Genomic DNA, 18,090 nt, shown 5'->3' on the forward strand with positions numbered 1-18,090 from the left:
CATGCCGCAGAGAGAAGAAAATCCGCAATCCATCGCCAATCGCCCCAGCCATGCCGGCCGGCGTGTGCTCGTCACCGGGGCCGGTCGCGGGATCGGGCGGGCGATCGCGCTGGGCTTCGCCGCCCGCGGCGCGACCGTCGGCGTGGCCGACATGAACGAGGCGGACATTGCCGAGACGGTACGGCTGATCGATGCGGAAGGTTACGGAAGCGGCGTGCCGCTGATGCTCGATGTGGCCGATTATGATGCCGTATCCTCGACGCTGGGCGAGGCCGCCGGCACAATGGGCGGCGCCTTCGATACGGTCGTCAACAACGCCGGTATCTCGCCCAAGCATGACGGCGTCGCCCACAAGGTCTGGGAAATGAATCCGGCCGAGTGGGACCGCGTCGTCGCGGTCAACCTGACGGGTGCCTTCAATACGATCCGGGCGCTGACACCCTCGATGCGGGATGCCGAGCGCGGCTGGATCGTCAATCTCTCTTCTGTTGCCGGCAAGACCTATTCACCGATCGTCGCATGCCATTACGCGGCGACGAAATCGGCGCTGATCGGCTTCACCAAGCATCTGGCGGCGGAACTGGGACCATCCGGCATCCGCGTCAATGCTCTGGCACCCGGTCGGATCGAGACGCCGATGGTGCGCGGCGTGGCGAAGGAGATCAATGACGAGCAGGTGAAGATGACACCGCTCGCGCGTCTCGGCCAGCCGGAAGAGGTGGCGGATCTCGCGATCTACCTGACCTCGCCGGAATCGAGCTTCGTCACCGGCCAGACGATCGACGTTGCCGGCGGGCTCTATATGACCTGAACCCCGCCGGGCGCGATAGACATGACAAGAATGCAGATCGAACGGGCCGACATGCGTGAACAAACCGACCATGAGATCACCGGTCGCACCCGGATATATGGCATCCTCGCGGACCCTATTTATCATGTGAAGACGCCGCAGGTGATGGCCGACGTATTTCGTCGTCACGGACTGGATGCGGTGCTGATCCCTTTCCACGTCAGGCCGGACGGGCTGGCCACGCTAGTCGCAGGCCTGTCGGCGATGGAGAATTTCGGCGGGTTTATCGCCACCGTACCGCACAAGCCGGCCATGCTCGAAATCTGTGACGAGATCACAGAAGAGGCGCGGCATATCGGAGCGGTCAATTGCGTTCGCCGCGAGGCGGATGGGCAAATGGTCGGCACGATGCTGGATGGTATCGGTTTTGTCGTAGCACTCAGGAATGTCACCGGCTTTGATCCCGCCGGTAAGGCTGCCTATGTCGCAGGTGCCGGCGGCGCGGCCTGCGCGATTGCTTTCGCACTCGCCGATGCGGGCGCAAGCCGCCTGACGATCGCCAATAGAAGCCTCGACAAGGCCGAGGCGCTGGTTGCCCGACTGAGAAAAGTTCATCCATTGCTGGAGCTTTCGACCGATGCCCGGTCGGTTGCCGAGCACGATCTGGTCGTCAACGGCACATCGCTCGGGATGAAGCCGGAGGATGCCCAGCCGCTGGATTTCTCGCTTCTCTCGCCGGATCAAGTTGTGGCCGACGCAATCATGGACCCGGTGATGACGCCGCTTCTCAGCGCCGCCGAGGCCAAGGGCTGCCGCATCCAGCGTGGCCTGCCGATGCTTCAGTGCCAGATCGAGTTGATGGCCCGGCATATGGGAGCGATCGCATGACGGACTTTCGTCCACTTCTCGATGAGTTGCGCCGTATATGCGGTGAGAACCATGTTCTGACCGCCGCTTCGGATGTCGAAGCCTACGCCACGGACTGGAAGCGCAGCGTCACAGGCACGCCGCTCTGCGTCGTGCGGCCGGCGAATACCGCAGAGGTCGCCGCTGTTATCAAGGCGGCCGGAAATCGCGGCGCGGCGATCGTGCCACAGGGCGGCAATACCGGTCTGGCAACCGGCGCTACGCCGGGAGACGGCGGCGACGAGATCGTTCTATCGCTTGGTCGCATGAAGGCGATCCGTGGTCTCGACCCGGTCGGCATGACTGTAGAGGTGGAGGCCGGCGCCATCCTGCAGATAGTCAGGCAGGAGGCGGAAAAACATGGCAGGCTGCTGCCCGTCAGTCTCGCCGCTGAAGGCTCGGCGATGATCGGCGGGATCGTTTCGACCAATGCCGGCGGCATCAACGTACTGCGCTACGGCATGACCCGTGCGCTGGTGCTGGGGCTCGAAGTCGTGCTGGCGGACGGGACCATCGTCGATGGCTTGCGTCACCTGCGCAAGGACAATGCCGGCTACGATTGGAAGCAGCTTTTCATCGGCGCCGAAGGGACGCTCGGGATCGTCACGGCGGCCGTGCTGCGGCTTGTGCCTCTGCCGCGCGAAAGCGTTACGGCGCTGTTGTCGGTCGCCGATGTCGAGACCGCGCTCGGCCTTTTTGCGCTGGCTCAGGACACGATTGGCGATGCCCTGTCGGCCTTCGAGCTGATTTCCGCGACCTCGATCGGTCTGGTCGAAAAGCATGCCGGACTGAAGAGCCCGATCGCTGCCGGTGAATGGTATCTGCTGGTGGAGGCATCCTCCAGTCTTTCCGGTCTTGAACCGGCGATGGAAACATTGCTGACGGAGGCGTTCGAAAGAGGCCTGGCGCTGGATGGTGTCGTTGCCGCCAGCCGCCAGCAGGCACAGGCGCTCTGGGCTTTGCGCGAACACGTTACCGAGGCCGAAGCGCGTGAAGGCGGCGGCTTGAAACACGATATCTCCGTTCCGCTCGCAGCGATGGCAGACTTTCTCGTCGAGGCCGGAGAGGCCGTCACCGCCTCCTGCCCCGGCGCAGGTTTCAACGTCTTCGGCCATCTGGGTGACGGCAACCTCCATTACAACGTGTTGTTGAACGGCGCGGCGGATCACGAGGCGGTCAATCGTGCGGTCCACGATATGGTCGTTCGTCATCGTGGCTCGATTTCGGCCGAACACGGCATCGGCCGCTACCGGTTGTCCGAATGGCTGCGCACCAAGGCAGAGCCCGAGCAGCGTCTCTCGCGGGCAATCAAGCAGGCGATCGATCCGGGCGGCCTGTTCAATCCCGGTAAGCTGTTGCCGAAAACGTCGATCGACGGAGGCGCGGAATGACCCCGGAATCGGACGCTTACGACTATATCATCGTCGGCGGCGGCAACGCCGGCTGCGTGCTCGCTAACCGGCTGACGGAAGACGGTCGCCACAAGGTCCTGCTACTGGAGGCCGGCGGTGCCGCACGCAGCATCTGGATCGGCATACCGGCGGGTTTTTCCAAACTGCTCGTCGATCCGGTCTATAACTGGCGTTTCAAGTCGGAGCCGGAGGAGGCGACCAACAACCGGGTGATCTCGGTACCGCGGGGCAGGGGGCTCGGCGGTTCGACGCTGATCAACGGAATGATCTATGTGCGCGGGCAACAGCAGGATTACGACGGCTGGGCGCAGGCCGGCTGCGGCGGCTGGAGTTTCGACGACGTGCTGCCCTTCTTCCGCAAGCTGGAGGATTTCGACGGGCCGCCAAGCCCTTTGCGCGCGCGTGGCGGGCCACTGCCGCTGACGACGGTGGCACTCAGGCCGACGATCGGCGAAGCGTTCATCGCGGCTGCCGGAGAGGCCGGTTACTCCCGCAACCCGGATTACAATGCGGAGAGCCAGGACGGGTTCGGCTATTATCAGGTCAACCAGAAGGACGGCCGGCGTGTGAGTGCGGCCGACGCCTATCTGAAACCTGCGATGAAGCGTTCCAATCTGAGGATATTGACCGATGCCCATGTGCTGCGTGTCGACCTTGACGGCACCCGCACCACGGGCGTGACCGCAAGGGTCGGGGGAGTGGAACGACGCTTCGTCGCCAAAGGCGAGGTGATCCTGGCGGCCGGTGCCGCCCAGACGCCGCAACTGCTGGAGCTTTCGGGCATCGGTAATCCCGATATTCTCCGAACCCTCGGCATTCCGGTGAGGCACGCGCTTGTTGGCGTCGGGGAAAACTATATCGACCATTTTTGCACACGGATGAACTGGCGGGTGAAGCAGCCGGTCACGCTCAACGAGCAGACGCGGGGACTGCAGCTGGCACGCGCCGTTGCACAATATGCCGCGACCCGGAAGGGCATCCTGACGCTCGGCACAGGGCTGGTGCATGGTTTCGTGCGCACGCGCGAGGGGCTGGCTGGCCCTGATGTGCAATATTTCTTCATGCATGCGAGCTACGCGAACGCAGCCGAGCGCATTCTGGATCGGCTACCCGGCATGACCATAGGCGTAACGCAACTGAGGCCCCAGTCGCGCGGTTCAATCCATGCCGCATCTCCCGATCCAATGACAGGACCGTTAATCCGGCCAAATTTTCTGGCAGCCGAAGAGGATCGCCGCGCCATGGTGGAGGGCATGAAAATCGCCCGCCATATCGTTGAGAGGCCCGCAATGGACGCATTTCGCAATGAAGAGATCAGTCCGGGGGCGGATTGCAGGCGTGATGAAGACTGGCTGGAATTTGCCCGCGCCAACGGCCAGACCATCTACCATATCTGTGGTACCTGCAGGATGGGAGGCGATCCGGGCGCTGTCGTCGATCCGAGCCTCAAGGTAAACGGGATACAAGGGCTACGCGTGGTCGATGCCTCGATCATGCCAACCATGGTGTCCGGCAACACTCAGGCTGCCGTTTTCATGATCGCGGAGAAGGGCGCGGATCTGATCCTTGCAGGGGCAAGGTAATCGGTCTGGAAGACGATATCCGCGCACCTAATTGACGGCGTCAGATACGGTTGATGCGGGCGTATGCCCATTCGTCATCTTGAAATTTCAGCGCATGATGTTTGGGCGCAAAAATCTCGAATTCCTGATTTATTACTCTGATCATCTGCGCGGTCGTGCTTGGCTGGATTGCTCGTCAGCAGTTCTTGTCCGCTGTCTCGTTCAGCGCCTGCCGGCTGACGCCACAGCTTTTGCGGCGCCACCGTCTCGTTCAAGTTCCTCTACCAGCATCGCAAGAAGACCGGGAAATCGAGCTTCGATGTCTTCCTTCCGTAGAGAAGACGCACGCCTGTTTCCGTAATCGACCTGGCTGATCAGCCCAGCTTCGCGGAGAACCTTGAAATGATGGGTGAGTGATGCTTTCGCCACGGGAAAACCAAAGGAAACGCAGTTGCGCTCCGCGCAATCCGGAAGCGCTGCCAAAATCGCAATGGCGGTGCGGCGAAGTGGATCGGACAACGTGGAGAAAACGACACCGAGGTCGATCTCGTCGCGAGCGGGTTGGGGCAGCAGGTCTGGCATCGCCAGATTTTACCTGGACCAGTCGCGGTCCGCAAGGCTTAAAGGTACGCCTTGACGCATACCTTGAGAGGCAATAGGTATGGGGTAGGCCATACCAATGTCGTTCGCTGATGTTGGCGACACCGGTCGATATCCCGCGTCACACTTGGCGCTCCGTTAAAGGAGGGCTTGGTTAAGACGTCAAACCTGCCACGTTAAGAGTAAGCCAAATGCCCCAGCCGCAGCTATTCACGCCGTTCAAGATCCGCAATCTCGAACTCGAGAACCGTATCACCATTGCTCCAATGTGCACCTATTCCGCCGTCGACGGATGCATGACGGATTGGCACCTGATCCATCTGGGGCAACTCGCCCTGTCCGGCGCCGGTTTGCTGACGATCGAGGCAACGGCAGTCGTGCCGGAGGGGCGCATCAGCTACGCGGATGTTGGCCTGTACGACGATGCCACAGAGGCAGCTATGCGCCGGACACTGGACGGCGTCCGCAAGTGGTCCAACATCCCTATTGCCGTACAATTGGCGCATGCCGGCCGGAAGGCGTCTTCGGACCTGCCGTGGCGCGGCGGCGCGCAGCTTGCTGCCGATCACCAGGATGGATGGCAGACGGAGGCTCCGTCTGCGGTGCCCTTCAAGTCGACCGACAGCATTCCGACTGAGCTTACCCGCGAGCGTATGAAGGTTATCCGCGATGCCTTCGCAGAAGCTGCAGCCCGCGCAGCGCGTATCGGTGTCGACGCCGTTCAGATCCATGCTGCACACGGCTACCTCCTGCACTCGTTCCTCTCGCCGCTCTCAAACCAGCGGACTGACGAGTATGGCGGAAGCCTTGAAAATCGAATGCGCTTCCCGCTTGAGGTCTTCGATGCGGTGCGGGCCGCTTTCCCCGCTGACAAGATTGTAACGGTTCGTGTCTCGGCCACCGACTGGCATGACGGCGGCTGGGATATCGAGCAGACCATCGAGTTCGCAACGGCTCTGGAGCTTCGTGGCTGCGACGCGATCAACGTATCCACCGGCGGCCTTCACGTCGATCAGAACATCGCCATCTCGCCCGGCTATCAGGTGCCGTTTGCGCGGGCCGTTAAGGCCGCGGTGAAGATGCCGGTCGTTGCCGTTGGATTGATTACGGAACCGGCCCAGGCGGAGGCGATAGTGGCGACAGGCGATGCCGATCTGGTCGGTCTTGCCCGCACGATCCTGTATGATCCACGCTGGCCGTGGCACGCCGCGGCCGCGCTTGGCGGAGAGGTATCGGCTGCCCCGCAATACCATCGCAGTCAGCCTTCCACCTTGAAATCGCTGTTCAAGGTTTAACGTTTGAAACTCGAAAGGCTCCGCGTTCGATCACGCGGAGCTTTTCATGTGGCTCAAGCTTTGGAGCGTACTGTGATTTGAGAGCGCAAATTTCCCACTGGATCGACGGGCCTGGCGATTCTGCTTTACGCTACTGGCGTTCGTTCCCGACTATCCGCGAAACCTCGCCCGAGTTTTTTGTTTCTTCGGATATCGGCCAGCCGCAAATGACTATGAGTGGCCGAAGTCGGGTGGCTGTGGCGACACGGGACGCTTTTTGACAAGACTGTTGGCTGTCCTCTCATCCTGCCAAACATCAAACATCAGCAGAACGGATATCTCCACGACCAGGATGGGCTAATGCCAGGTTTTGCCACCGGCAGTGCCCTCGCGGGATGCTAATGGTGACTGGTATCATACGAGGCCACCGAACCTGACGTGAGAGCCCCACACTTATAAAACTACGGGGATGGGACATCCGCCGCATTCCCTAGACGATAAGCATTCCCGCAGATCTCTTTGGCATTAGAAACTGGGAGGCGTGCAGGCGCTGATCACTTCACACGGCACAGGCCCGACGCAGCGAAAACGGTGTGGTCTGCGGCTTTCAAAATAATAGGCATCGCCCGGCCCGAGAATCCTCCGCTCGTCCTCGACGGTCACCTCCAGCCGGCCGGACAGAATGATGCCGCCTTCCTCGCCCTCATGCACGAGCGGTACCTTTCCCGTATCGGCGCCCGGCTGGTAACACTCCTTGAGGATCTGCAGGCTGCGTCCAAAGAGATTTTCGCCGATCTGGCGATAGGATATCGGTCCCTTGCCGATCTCGACCAAATCCTCGGCGGCATAAAAAGCCTGTTTCGGCTTTTCCGGCTCGAAGGCGAAAAATTCGGCAAGCCCGATCGACAGGCCGTCAAGGATCCGCTTCAGGGCGCCGACGGATGGGTTGGCCGAATTGGACTCGATGAGCGAGATCGTCGAATTGGTCACACCGGCCCGCTTTGCCAGTTCGCGTTGCGAAAGATTGCGCGCCATGCGCAGCTGGCGAAGACGGCTACCGACATCAACAGACATGGCATTCCTCCTGTTTTCGATGTTCGAAATATCACAAACACGGATATCGTTTGCAACAAAATCAATGAATTAAAAGACAGAAGAAAAGGACTTGTTCGCCTCAGCGAAATAGCCAATCTGATAGGAACCAATGGAGCTTCTTATGGATTACGCTGGCACTTCAAACACCGTCAATCTCGACAATTTCTGGATGCCGTTCACGGCCAACCGGCAGTTCAAGGCAGCGCCTCGTCTGCTCGCCGCCGCCGAGGGCATGTATTATACCGATGTCGACGGCAACAAGGTGCTGGATGGCACGGCGGGCCTGTGGTGCTGTAATGCCGGCCACGGGCGCAAGAAAATCACCCAGGCGGTCGAGCGACAGCTGGCGACCCTGGACTTCGCGCCGACCTTCCAGATGGGCCACCCGATCGCATTCGATTTCGCCGCGAAACTTGCAGCCAATGCGCCGGGTGGTGCCGCCGGCAAACTCGACCGCGTGTTCTTCACAGGCTCAGGCTCGGAATCCGTCGATACGGCCCTGAAGATTGCCATCGCCTACCAGCGTGCCATCGGCCAGGGGACACGCACCCGCATCATCGGTCGCGAAAAGGGCTATCACGGTGTCGGTTTCGGTGGCATTTCGGTGGGCGGCCTCGTCAACAACCGCCGCGTCTTCCCGCAAATCCCCGCCGACCACATGCGCCACACGCTGGACATCGATCGCAATGCCTTCAGCAAGGGGCTGCCGGTACACGGCCTGGAACTTGCCGAGGACCTGGAGCGGCTGGTCGCGCTGCATGGAGCGGAGACCATTGCGGCCGTCATCGTCGAACCGATGTCCGGTTCGGCCGGTGTGATTCTGCCGCCGAAGGGGTATCTTGAGCGCCTGCGGGCCATTGCCGACAAGCATGGCATCCTGTTGATCTTCGATGAAGTCATCACCGGTTTCGGTCGCCTCGGCACGCCTTTCGCAACGGATTACTTCGGCGTCGTGCCTGACCTGATCACCACCGCCAAGGGCATCACCAATGGCACCATCCCGATGGGCGCCGTTTTTGCAAGCAGCAAGGTCTATGACGGCCTGATGACCGGCCCGGAAAACGCCATCGAACTGTTTCACGGCTATACCTATTCCGGCCATCCGGTCGCCTGCGCCGCTGGCATCGCCACCATGGAGATCTACGAGGAAGAAGGTCTTTTGACCCGTGCGGCGGAGCTGGCGACCGAGTGGGAAAATGCACTTCATTCACTCAAAGGCCTGCCGCATGTGATCGACATCCGCAATCTCGGTCTGGTCGGCGCCATCGAACTCGCCCCGCGCGACGGTGCGCCTGGAACGCGTGCCTATGACGTGTTCGTCGATTGCTTCAACAAGGGTCTGCTAATCCGCGTCACCGGCGACATAATCGCACTGTCGCCGCCTTTGATCATCGAGCGCGAGCAGATCGGCTCCATCGTATCGATGCTTGGCGATGCCCTGAAGCGCGCCGCCTGACGTTCCTTCGGGCCGGTGTTGCGCAACCGGTCCGATCGTTTTTGCACATCAAATCAACCGCAGCTTTGGGAGGAGGACTGCCCAACGCCGGAGACTATGATGCCGTTAATGAAATACCATGTGCTCAAGGGCCGCTCGAAGGAAGAGATCAAGCTTTTTCTCGATACCACGCACGATACGATGGTGCGTTCCTTCAAAGTGCCCGAAGGCGACCGCTACCAGATTCTCACCGAACACGAGCCGTCGCACCTGCAGGCCCTCGACACCGGTCTCGGCATTCCGCGCACGGAAAAGTTCGTGCTGCTGGAAGTGGTATCGCGTCCCCGCAGCCGCGAGGCAAAGCTTGCCTTCTACAAGAATCTCTGCGCCGACCTGAAAGAAAAGTGCGGCATAGAATCGACCGACATCATGATTTCATTCGTGCAGAATACGGATGATGACTGGTCGTTCGGTCTGGGCCGCGCTCAATTCGTCGAAGGCGATCTGTAGCTCACGTTCGCCGATTATCGTGTGAATACATATTCTTACAATCTGTCGAGGCCGAAGATGTCCGCATCTTCGGCCTCATCGTGTTGCCTAAGCTTCAATTTTGCTTTCAAATAAGATAAATGTAAGCAAAAAAGCGTATCGAGGAGCTCTGAAATTATGATGGATGAGATGTCCGACATTGTCGATGTCGGGATCAGTTATTGGCAAAAAGAACGCCCGGAAATTGACTGTGCGGGTAAGGCGATCACCGGCCGGATACTGCATCTCAACGAGATGCTGATGGCTGCTATGAACGCCAATCTCGCGAAATTCGGCATCAAATATTCCACCTACGCTATCATTGCCACGTTGCGCTGCGTCGGAGCGCCTTACCGTCTGTCGCCCACGCAGCTTCAAAACACGCTGCTGATTACGTCGGGCGGCGTGTCCAACCTTATCCGCAAGGTCGAGGCGCAGGGCTATGTGCGCAGGCTGGTGGACCCCAGCGACGGACGCGGAACAATCGTCGAGCTGACAGAACAGGGCTTTGATCTGAGCGAAGTGACGATGCCGTCGCATGCGGATCTGGAGACCTACCTGGTGCGCATGTGCAGCAAGGAGGAGCTGACCTTCCTCTCCGGGCTGTTGAGACGGATCATGATCGTCAACAGCATGCCGCATGGACCGATCGAGCTGAACACGCGGGAAGGGTAGCCGCAAGCTGAGCATGATTTTCGGTTTGCTTAACCTGAGGGCGTTTGCCTAGGAACTGAACAGCAATTGCAAAATCTTTCAGCTATCTTTCATGAAAGATATTATTGCATTCCGTCAAGACTTGGTGTTCCATGGCCTCAGCAGCCAGACGCAAAAAGGGGAACACCAATGAAGTCCAGATTGCTTGCTATTGCCCTCTCCACCACCATGCTTGCATCAGCAGTTCACGCCGAAGACATCGTCGTTGGCGCGTTCGGCGGCAGTTTCGCACGGTCGGTCGATGCCTGCCATATCCAGTCCTATGCCAAGGCGAGCGGCAATACCGTCACTGTACAGCAGGGAAGCTCTTCACAGTTTGCTTCGATGATCCGCGCGACCGGTGGCCAGTCTGACTTCGATGCCGTCTATATCGATGACTCGTTTGCGACCCAGCTGGCAGCCGAAGGGCTGCTCGAAAAGCTTGATGTCAGCAAGCTCAGCAACGGCGGCCAGCTTGCGCAGGGCGTTGTCGGTGATGGCGACTACTTCATCCAGTACCAGTGGGGCGCGACAGCGATCGCCTATAACCCCAAGATTGTCACGACCCCACCGACTTCGTGGGCCGATTTGTTCAAGCCCGAATTTGCCGGCAAGATGGCGCTGCCCGATATCTCCGGCACGTCCGGCGTCCACTTCCTTATCGCCATGAATCGTCTTGGTGGTGGTGATCTCACCAACCTCGACAAGGGTTTTGAGGCCGTCGCCAAGCTGAAGCCCGGCGCCGTCGCCTTCTACACCCAGGCCGACCAGGTCATTTCGATGTTCGAGCGTGGCGAGGTGGTCATCGCGCCATTCTATCCCGACCGGGCGGCCGTTGCTGCGGCGAATGGCGTGCCCATGGCGACCGCCTATCCTAAAGAAGGTGCCATCGGCATCAAGGTGACGATGGTCATTCCCAAGGGAGCCCCGCATCCGGAAGCGGCGCTGCAATATATCGACAATCTGCTGTCCGCCGATGTCCAGAAATGCTTTGCCGAAACCCAGTATGCCGGTGCCATCAACACCACCGTCACGCTGAACGAGCAGGCGTCCGCGGTCGTGCCACCGGAAATGTATGGCCAGCTGTTCTTCCCGTCGCCGTCGGTGATCGCCAAGGACGTCGCTTCCTGGCGCCAGCGCTGGCAGCGTGAAATCACCCGCTGATTGCGGCCCACCCGCCCCAAAAATCTGAATCTCAAGCAAGGACGGCCCCATCGTGTCAGGTCTTTCTATCCGCGCCCTTGTCAAGCGTTACCACCAGACGACCATCGTCAACGACATCAATCTCGATGTGAAGGAGGGTGAGTTCGTCTCATTGCTCGGCCCGTCGGGTTGCGGCAAGACAACGATCCTCAGAATGGTGGCCGGCCTGCTTGAGCCGACCTCGGGTGACATTTCGATCGGCGGCCGCGACGTGACGCGGCTGCCGACGAACAAGCGCAATATCGGTCTGGTTTTCCAGTCCTACGCGCTTTTCCCGCACATGACTGTATTCGAAAACGTCGCCTTCGGCCTGCGTCGCCAGAATGTCCGCGGTTCCGATCTGGAAAAACGTGTCCGCGACGCATTGGCCCGGGTTCGCCTCGACAAGCATGCGGATCGTTATCCGCGCCAGCTTTCCGGTGGCCAGCAGCAGCGTGTTGCTCTTGCCCGCTCGATCGCGCCGCGTCCGGGCATCCTCCTGTTTGATGAACCCTTGTCGAACCTCGACGCGATGCTGCGTGACGAAATGCAGATCGAGTTGAAGCGGCTGCAGCAGGAACTGAACATGACCAGCGTGTTCGTCACCCACGACCAGCACGAGGCGATGTCGCTCTCCGACCGGATCTGCCTGCTCGCCTCCGGCGACATACAGCAGTACGGCACGCCGGAAGAAATCTATTTCAACCCGGCCAACGGCTTTGTCGCCGGCTTCATCGGCAGTCCCAACAAACTCGATGGCGTCGTCAGCCGCGTCGAGGGCAAGGCCGGTTTGGTCGAACTGGCTCCGGGCGTGGAAGTACGCGCCGAAAAGGTAAGCTTCCTTGCCAGGCAAACCGTCGGCGTTGTCATTCGCCAGGAGGATATCACCCTCAATCCGACCGAGACCGCAGCGATCGAAACCTCGGTGCCGGGCAAGGTTGCGATGAAGATCTTCTCCGGCTCTTCCATCCAGTATCTCATCAGCCTCGGCGATCGGATCGAACTGCTAGCCAAGGCCTCTTCGACAGGTCCGCTTGCCGGACTGGAAATGGGCCAGGACGTTCGTGTCTCGATAGATCCTGCCAAGGTTTTCGTATCGCCACTGGTCGGGGGAGCCGAATGACGCTGTTGCCCAAATCGAAGGCCGGAGCGGCGCTGATTTCTCCGTCACTGGCGCTACTTTTAATCGGCTTCGTGGTCCCGACGGTGCTGATGTTCATCATGAGCCTGCGATCCTATGAGGCCATGCAGGGTTTCGGCAGCGAATGGAGCATCCTCAACTATGTCTCCGTCCTGTCTGACGGGTACTATCTGGAGATCATCGCCCGCACGCTGGCGCTCGGTGCCATCGTGACGATAAGCTGCCTGATCATCGGCTTTCCGCTTGCCCTGTTCATCGTGCGGTCAAGCCCGAAGATTCAGACGGCGGTGCTGTTGCTGACCATCTTCCCGCTGCTCCTCAACGTCGTCGTCCGCTCCTACGGCTGGATGATCCTGCTGGCGCCACGTGGCCTCGTCAATGACAGCCTGATGCAGCTCGGTCTTATCTCCGAACCGCTGGATCTGATGTATAATCTGGTCGGCGTACTGATCGGCCTCACCCAGGTCTATCTGCCCTTCATGGTTCTGCTTCTTGTGCCTGCATTGCAGAATATTCCGGCCGATGTCGAAGCTGCCGCACAGACGCTGCTTGCCAGCCGACCCCGCGTGTTCTTCGCGATCACCATACCGCTGGCACTGCCCGGCATCATTACCGGATCGATCCTCGTCTTCGTTCTGACGATCAGCGCGCTGGTGACGCCGCGCATGCTGGGTGGCCCGACCTACAAGGTGATGGCGACGCAGATCTACGACGAGTTCATGACCGACCTCAACTGGCCGGCCGGCGCGGCGCTCGCCTTCGTCCTCACCTTCCTGACCTTGTTTCTGATCTGGGCGGCCAATCGGTTTGCCGCACGCTGGACGAAAGGATTTTCGGCATGATGGCGCGAACACCCTCGGTAATTCTGACCGCCTTTGCCTGCCTTGTCTTGCTTTTCCTGAACGCGCCGACCGTCGTCATCGCTCTCGCATCGTTCAGCAGCACGGCTCTCCTGACCATTCCGCCGCAGGGCTGGACACTCGACTGGTTCTCGGTCGTCCTGAACGACGCCAGCTATCTGCGCGCGATAGGCACCAGCCTGTTCCTGGCCGCATCGGCGACGGTCGTGTCACTGATCCTTGGCACGGCCGCCAGCTATGCGCTGCATCATCGGCTGGTGCCGGGCAGGGATGCGATCATCTCGCTGCTGATGGCGCCGCTGGTCTTCCCGGCCGTCGTCATTGGCGTGGCATTGCTGCAATATGTCAGCATGGCGGGCATGCGCGGCAGTTTCGTTGTGCTGGTTCTGGCGCATGCGATCATCACGCTGCCTTATGTGGTGCGCTCGGCGCTTGCGAGCCTTGCAGGTCTGAACCCGCAGATTGAAGAGGCGGCGAGGGTGCTCGGCTCTTCCGGGTTCACCGCCTTCCGGCTGGTGACGCTGCCGATCCTCAGGCCGGGTCTCGTTGCCGGCGGCATCTTCTCCTTCGTCACCTCGCTCGACAACGTGCCGGTCACGATCTTCCTTCTCTCGCCGCGTCAGACGACGCTTCCGGTCAAGATCTTTGCAGCTGTCGAGCAGGGCGTTGACCCCAGCATAGCCGCCGCATCGACCCTGATGATCGCCGGCACCGCAATTATTCTCATGGTGGCCCAGCGCTGGGTCAATTTCACCCGGTTCTTCTGACCGGGCGCACAGATCAAATTTAAGGAGCATACCAATGGCCTATACGAGCAAGGGCTTTCCCCTGATGCTGACCTTCGATCTCGATTGCGAGACCATGTGGACCGCACGCGATCCGGAAGCAGGCAAGCGCCCGATCCTGATGTCCCAGGGCGCCTACGGCTGGAAAGTCGGTGTCTGGCGCGTCATGGACGTCCTGCGTCGCTATGACATCAAGTCGACCTTCTTCATTCCAGGCCAGGTCGTCGAGGCGCATCAGGAAGTCATCGACGCGCTGCTGAAGGAAGGCCACGAGATCGCCCACCACAGCCACACCCATCGCTGGATCGTCAATCTCTCTCCTGAAGAAGAGCTCGAGGAGATGGAGAAGGGCTACCAGGCCATCGTCAAGGCAACCGGCAGCGCGCCGCGAGGCTGGCGTTCGCCGGCGGCTGAAGTGACCAGCCACACGATGGATCTGATGCTGAAATACAAGTTCGACTATTCCTCGAACTTCTTCGACAACGACGCACCTTACCTGCTGAACATCCGCGACAAGCAGACCGACATCGTCGAACTGCCTTTCCGCTACATCCTGACGGATTCGCCGTTCTTCCAGTTCTCGAAGATCCTGCCAGGCCGCACGATCACCAACCCCAAGGACGTGCTCGACATCTGGTCTTGGGAATTCGATACGCTTTATGCGGAAGACCGCATGATGGTTCTCGCTTGCCATCCGGAATTCATCGGCCAGCCGTCCGGCGCCAAGTTGCTCGGCAAGTTCCTCGATTACGTCACCTCGCATTCCGGCCTTTGGATCGACCGTTGCGATGCAATCAGCGACGACATGCGCATGCTTCTCAAGAGGCAGGCGGCATGAGCGACCAGGTCGAAGGACTGAAATTCCTGATCGTCGGCGGCGGTGCCGGCATCGGTTTTGCCACGGCAAAACTGCTGGCCGAGCGTGGCGCCAAGGTGGCGATCATCGACCGTGACCAGTCCGGCCTCGACCGGGCGGTGAGCGAAATCGGACCTGCCATCTTCGCCGGCCTGAAGGCTGATCTTCTCGATCATGCTGGTTTCGAAGCAGCCGTCGAACAGGCGATCTCGAGCCTCGGCGGGCTCGATGGACTGATCAATTGCGCCGGTATCGATCTCGAAAAGCCGATGGAAATGATGACCGGGGCCGAATGGGACCGGGTTATCGGCGTCAACCTGACCGGCCCAATGCGCACCAGCCAGCTTGCCTTCCCGCATCTGACGAAATCGAAGGCGGCGGTGATCGTCAACCTGTCTTCGGGGGCCGGTCTCGTGCCGCTTCCCAATCGCACCGCCTATTGCACCGCCAAGGCCGGCATCGTCATGATGAGCAAGACGCTCGCCATGGAATGGGCGTCGCACGGCATTCGCGTCAACACGGTATGCCCCGGCGCGGTCGACACACCGCTTTTCCGCACCAGCTATGAAAACAACCCTGATCCGGCCGGCCGGCTCGAGCAGATCAAGGCACGTTATGCGCTGAAGCGCATCGCCGATCCGCGTGAACTTGCCGAAGCCATCGTTTTCCTCGCTTCTCCGGCGGCAAGCTACATCACCGGCTCCGCCCTTGCCGTCGACGGCGGGCGCGTGTTTCACTGAAGGAACAAGACATGATGCGTTATAGCGACAAGGTCGTCGTCGTTACCGGCGGCGCGCACGGGATCGGCTTGGCAACGGCCAAGCGCTTCGTGGCCGAAGGAGCTCGCGTCGCCGTGCTCGATCTGGACGAGGTTCAAGACACCGACAAGATCGATGGCCTGATGTCCGTCGCCGGCAGCTGCACCGACAAGGCGGTGCTGGAAGGCTTCTTTGCCAAGGTCGAGCAGGAGATGGGCGAGATCGACGTGCTGTTCAACAATGTCGGGCAGGGCGGTCGCGAGCGGGCGAGCCTGTTCGTCGATTCCGACGAGGACGTCTGGCGTTTTGTCGTCGAGATCAACCTGATGACGACCATGCGCTGCTGCCGCATGATCGCACCGAAAATGCAGGCACGGGGCAAGGGGCGGATCGTCAACATGTCTAGCGACGCGGCGTTTTCCGGCGATCTCAATCTCGCCGATTATGCCGGCGTCAAGATGGGGATCGTTGGCTTTACCCGCGCGCTGGCTCGCGAAATGGCGCCCCATGGCGTTACCGTCAATGTCGTGGCACCCGGCGCGATTGCCACCCGCGCTCACCAGAAGATACCGCCGTCGACATTGAAGACGCTCGTCGATGCAACCCCGGTCGGCTTTATTGCCGAGCCGGAAGATGTCGCCGGCCTGGTCGCCTATATCGCCAGCGATGAAGCGCGCTTCGTCACGGGACAGACGATCGCCATCAACGGCGGCCGCAACTTCATCTGATCGAGCCGCCGTTCGACCAACAACCTCGTCCGCTTTACAAGGTCATCCCATGTCCGAGATACACGATCTGTCCGCCGTCGCGCTTGCAGCGGCCATCCGCAACAAGGAAATTTCTCCGGTCGATGCCGTCAGGTCGGCACTGGATCGTATCGAAGCCGGCAGCGCGCTGAACGCCTTCGTCACCGTTACGGGCGAAAGGGCGCTGGCGGAAGCCCGGCAGGCGGAAAAGATGGTGATGGCGGGCGAGGCGCTTGGGCCGCTGCACGGCGTTCCCTATTCCGCCAAGGACATGCTCAACACCGCTGGCGTGCGCACCACCAACGGCTCGAAAATCTTTGCCGATTTCGTGCCGCCGGAAGATGCCGTGTCCATCGCCCGCTCGAAGAAGGCCGGCGCCATCCTGATCGGCAAGACGACGACACCGGAGTTCGGCCACAAGCCGTCGGCGACCTCGCCGCTGACCGGCCGCACCCTGCATCCGACCCATCCGGAATTTTCGCCGGGCGCTTCCAGCAGCGGCGCAGCCGTTGCGATCGCCGCCAAGATGGGACCGCTCGCGCTCGGCACCGATGGTGGCGGATCGATCCGCATTCCGGCTGCCTGCTGCGGTATCGTCGGTTTGAAGGCAACGCTTGGCACCATCCCGCACCTGCAATTGCCGGACATGTTCGGCGCCAATTCCTATGTGGGGCCGATGGCGCGTGACGTTGCCGATACGGCGCTGTTCTTCGACGCGATTGCCGGGTTCGACAGCCGCGACCCCTATGGGCAGGCCGAGATGCCGATGCAGAAAAAGGCGGCCTCGCTGAAGGGCGTCAAGGTCGGCTGGTTGCCGACGGGCGGTGCCCGCGTCGACCGCGAAGTCGCAGCCGTCACCAGGGCCGCGGTCGAAAAGATGGCCGCCGCCGGTGCGATCGTGGAGGAAATCGACATCGATTTCAAGGCGATGGAACCAGCCTTCATGACGGTGCTGAGCGTCGGACTTGCCGGCCGCGTCGGCCTTCACTTGGAAAAATTCCGCGATGTGATGGACGATACCCTGGTCGACCGCATCGAAGAGGGCCGCAAGCGAGGCGCGTTGGAGGTGGCAGATGCCGCCTTTGCGCGAACCGCCTTCTTCCGCAAGCTGCAGGAAGCGCTGGCAAAATACGACGTCATCGTCTCTCCGGTGCTGACGGCACCGCCGCTGCCGATCACTGTAGATACCCATGGCGAGATCGAGATCGAGGGCAAAATGTGCGGTACGGTGCGTGGCGCCTGGTATCCGTTCACCTTCCCGCTCAACCTTACCGGCCATCCGGCCATCTCGATGCCGTGCGGCAAGGCTGCGAACGGTTTGCCGATCGGCCTGCAGATCATGACCAGCTGGTATCAGGAACTGTACCTGCTCGATGTCGCGGGCCTGACCGAAGCCGTTCTTTGAGGCTATGGCCTCTGTTTGAAAGACCGGCGTGTCCGTGGTTTGCTGTCGGCATCCACGGCGCG

The 18,090-nt window shown here is 60.6% G+C and carries 18 protein-coding genes; 16 read left to right on the forward strand and 2 right to left on the reverse strand.

Annotated features, from left to right (window positions below; translation table 11 throughout):
- Position 1 precedes the first annotated feature (1 nt).
- From fabG to AC0JZ4_RS19665, 4 genes are read left to right on the forward strand one after another with little or no spacing between them, the layout of a single operon-like run.
- Entirely contained in the window at positions 2-811 is an 810-nt protein-coding gene (gene fabG, locus AC0JZ4_RS19650) for a 3-oxoacyl-ACP reductase FabG (protein WP_471888185.1), read from the forward strand.
- Between the two features lie 51 nt (positions 812-862).
- Positions 863-1,678: a shikimate dehydrogenase family protein gene (locus AC0JZ4_RS19655; RefSeq protein ID WP_471888186.1), complete on the forward strand. Its 816-nt coding sequence runs from the start codon at positions 863-865 to the stop codon at positions 1,676-1,678.
- Positions 1,675-3,087, forward strand: a complete 1,413-nt coding sequence (locus tag AC0JZ4_RS19660; RefSeq protein WP_471888187.1) for an FAD-binding oxidoreductase — start codon at positions 1,675-1,677, stop codon at positions 3,085-3,087. Before AC0JZ4_RS19655 ends, AC0JZ4_RS19660 begins: the two co-directional genes overlap by 4 nt.
- Positions 3,084-4,691 carry a GMC family oxidoreductase gene (locus AC0JZ4_RS19665; protein WP_471888188.1) on the forward strand — a complete coding sequence of 536 codons (1,608 nt, stop codon included), beginning with the start codon at positions 3,084-3,086 and terminating at the stop codon, positions 4,689-4,691. Before AC0JZ4_RS19660 ends, AC0JZ4_RS19665 begins: the two co-directional genes overlap by 4 nt.
- Positions 4,692-4,892: 201 nt before the next feature.
- Here the strand turns inward: AC0JZ4_RS19665 and AC0JZ4_RS19670 are convergent, their stop codons facing one another.
- On the reverse strand, positions 4,893-5,252 hold the full coding sequence (locus tag AC0JZ4_RS19670; RefSeq protein ID WP_471888189.1) for an ArsR/SmtB family transcription factor: 360 nt from the start codon (positions 5,250-5,252) through the stop codon (positions 4,893-4,895).
- Between the two features lie 209 nt (positions 5,253-5,461).
- On the opposite strand from AC0JZ4_RS19670, the gene AC0JZ4_RS19675 reads away from it, so the two are divergent.
- Entirely contained in the window at positions 5,462-6,565 is a 1,104-nt protein-coding gene (locus tag AC0JZ4_RS19675; RefSeq protein ID WP_471888190.1) for an NADH:flavin oxidoreductase/NADH oxidase, read from the forward strand.
- A 504-nt stretch (positions 6,566-7,069) separates the two neighbouring features.
- On the opposite strand, the gene AC0JZ4_RS19680 is transcribed toward AC0JZ4_RS19675, so the two are convergent.
- Complete coding sequence (locus AC0JZ4_RS19680; protein ID WP_471888191.1) at positions 7,070-7,618, reverse strand: cupin domain-containing protein; 549 nt, start codon at positions 7,616-7,618, stop codon at positions 7,070-7,072.
- A 142-nt stretch (positions 7,619-7,760) separates the two neighbouring features.
- On the opposite strand from AC0JZ4_RS19680, the gene aptA reads away from it, so the two are divergent.
- From aptA to AC0JZ4_RS19735, 11 genes are all read left to right on the forward strand, one after another.
- Entirely contained in the window at positions 7,761-9,095 is a 1,335-nt protein-coding gene (gene aptA, locus AC0JZ4_RS19685; RefSeq protein WP_471888192.1) for an omega-aminotransferase AptA, read from the forward strand.
- 99 nt (positions 9,096-9,194) lie between these two features.
- Positions 9,195-9,584, forward strand: a complete 390-nt coding sequence (locus AC0JZ4_RS19690; RefSeq protein ID WP_471888193.1) for a tautomerase family protein — start codon at positions 9,195-9,197, stop codon at positions 9,582-9,584.
- Between the two features lie 156 nt (positions 9,585-9,740).
- Positions 9,741-10,277 (forward strand): MarR family winged helix-turn-helix transcriptional regulator, encoded by a 537-nt coding sequence (locus tag AC0JZ4_RS19695; RefSeq protein ID WP_471888194.1) that lies wholly within the window; start codon positions 9,741-9,743, stop codon positions 10,275-10,277.
- A 168-nt stretch (positions 10,278-10,445) separates the two neighbouring features.
- A complete protein-coding gene (locus tag AC0JZ4_RS19700; protein WP_471888195.1) occupies positions 10,446-11,459 on the forward strand; it encodes an ABC transporter substrate-binding protein in 1,014 nt (337 codons plus the stop codon).
- 52 nt (positions 11,460-11,511) lie between these two features.
- A complete protein-coding gene (locus AC0JZ4_RS19705; RefSeq protein ID WP_471888196.1) occupies positions 11,512-12,600 on the forward strand; it encodes an ABC transporter ATP-binding protein in 1,089 nt (362 codons plus the stop codon).
- Entirely contained in the window at positions 12,597-13,460 is an 864-nt protein-coding gene (locus tag AC0JZ4_RS19710; protein ID WP_471888197.1) for an ABC transporter permease, read from the forward strand. Before AC0JZ4_RS19705 ends, AC0JZ4_RS19710 begins: the two co-directional genes overlap by 4 nt.
- Positions 13,457-14,245 (forward strand): ABC transporter permease, encoded by a 789-nt coding sequence (locus AC0JZ4_RS19715; RefSeq protein WP_471888198.1) that lies wholly within the window; start codon positions 13,457-13,459, stop codon positions 14,243-14,245. The genes AC0JZ4_RS19710 and AC0JZ4_RS19715 overlap by 4 nt, the downstream gene beginning before the upstream one ends.
- A gap of 34 nt (positions 14,246-14,279) precedes the next feature.
- Positions 14,280-15,101, forward strand: a complete 822-nt coding sequence (locus AC0JZ4_RS19720; RefSeq protein ID WP_471888199.1) for a polysaccharide deacetylase family protein — start codon at positions 14,280-14,282, stop codon at positions 15,099-15,101.
- Positions 15,098-15,859, forward strand: coding sequence for an SDR family NAD(P)-dependent oxidoreductase (locus AC0JZ4_RS19725; protein WP_471888200.1), 762 nt, complete (start codon positions 15,098-15,100; stop codon positions 15,857-15,859). The genes AC0JZ4_RS19720 and AC0JZ4_RS19725 overlap by 4 nt, the downstream gene beginning before the upstream one ends.
- Before the next feature lie 11 nt (positions 15,860-15,870).
- Complete coding sequence (locus AC0JZ4_RS19730; RefSeq protein ID WP_471888201.1) at positions 15,871-16,605, forward strand: SDR family NAD(P)-dependent oxidoreductase; 735 nt, start codon at positions 15,871-15,873, stop codon at positions 16,603-16,605.
- 49 nt (positions 16,606-16,654) lie between these two features.
- Positions 16,655-18,028: an amidase gene (locus AC0JZ4_RS19735; protein WP_471888202.1), complete on the forward strand. Its 1,374-nt coding sequence runs from the start codon at positions 16,655-16,657 to the stop codon at positions 18,026-18,028.
- Positions 18,029-18,090: the final 62 nt, after the last annotated feature.

Source organism: [Rhizobium] kunmingense (assembly GCF_977018605.1).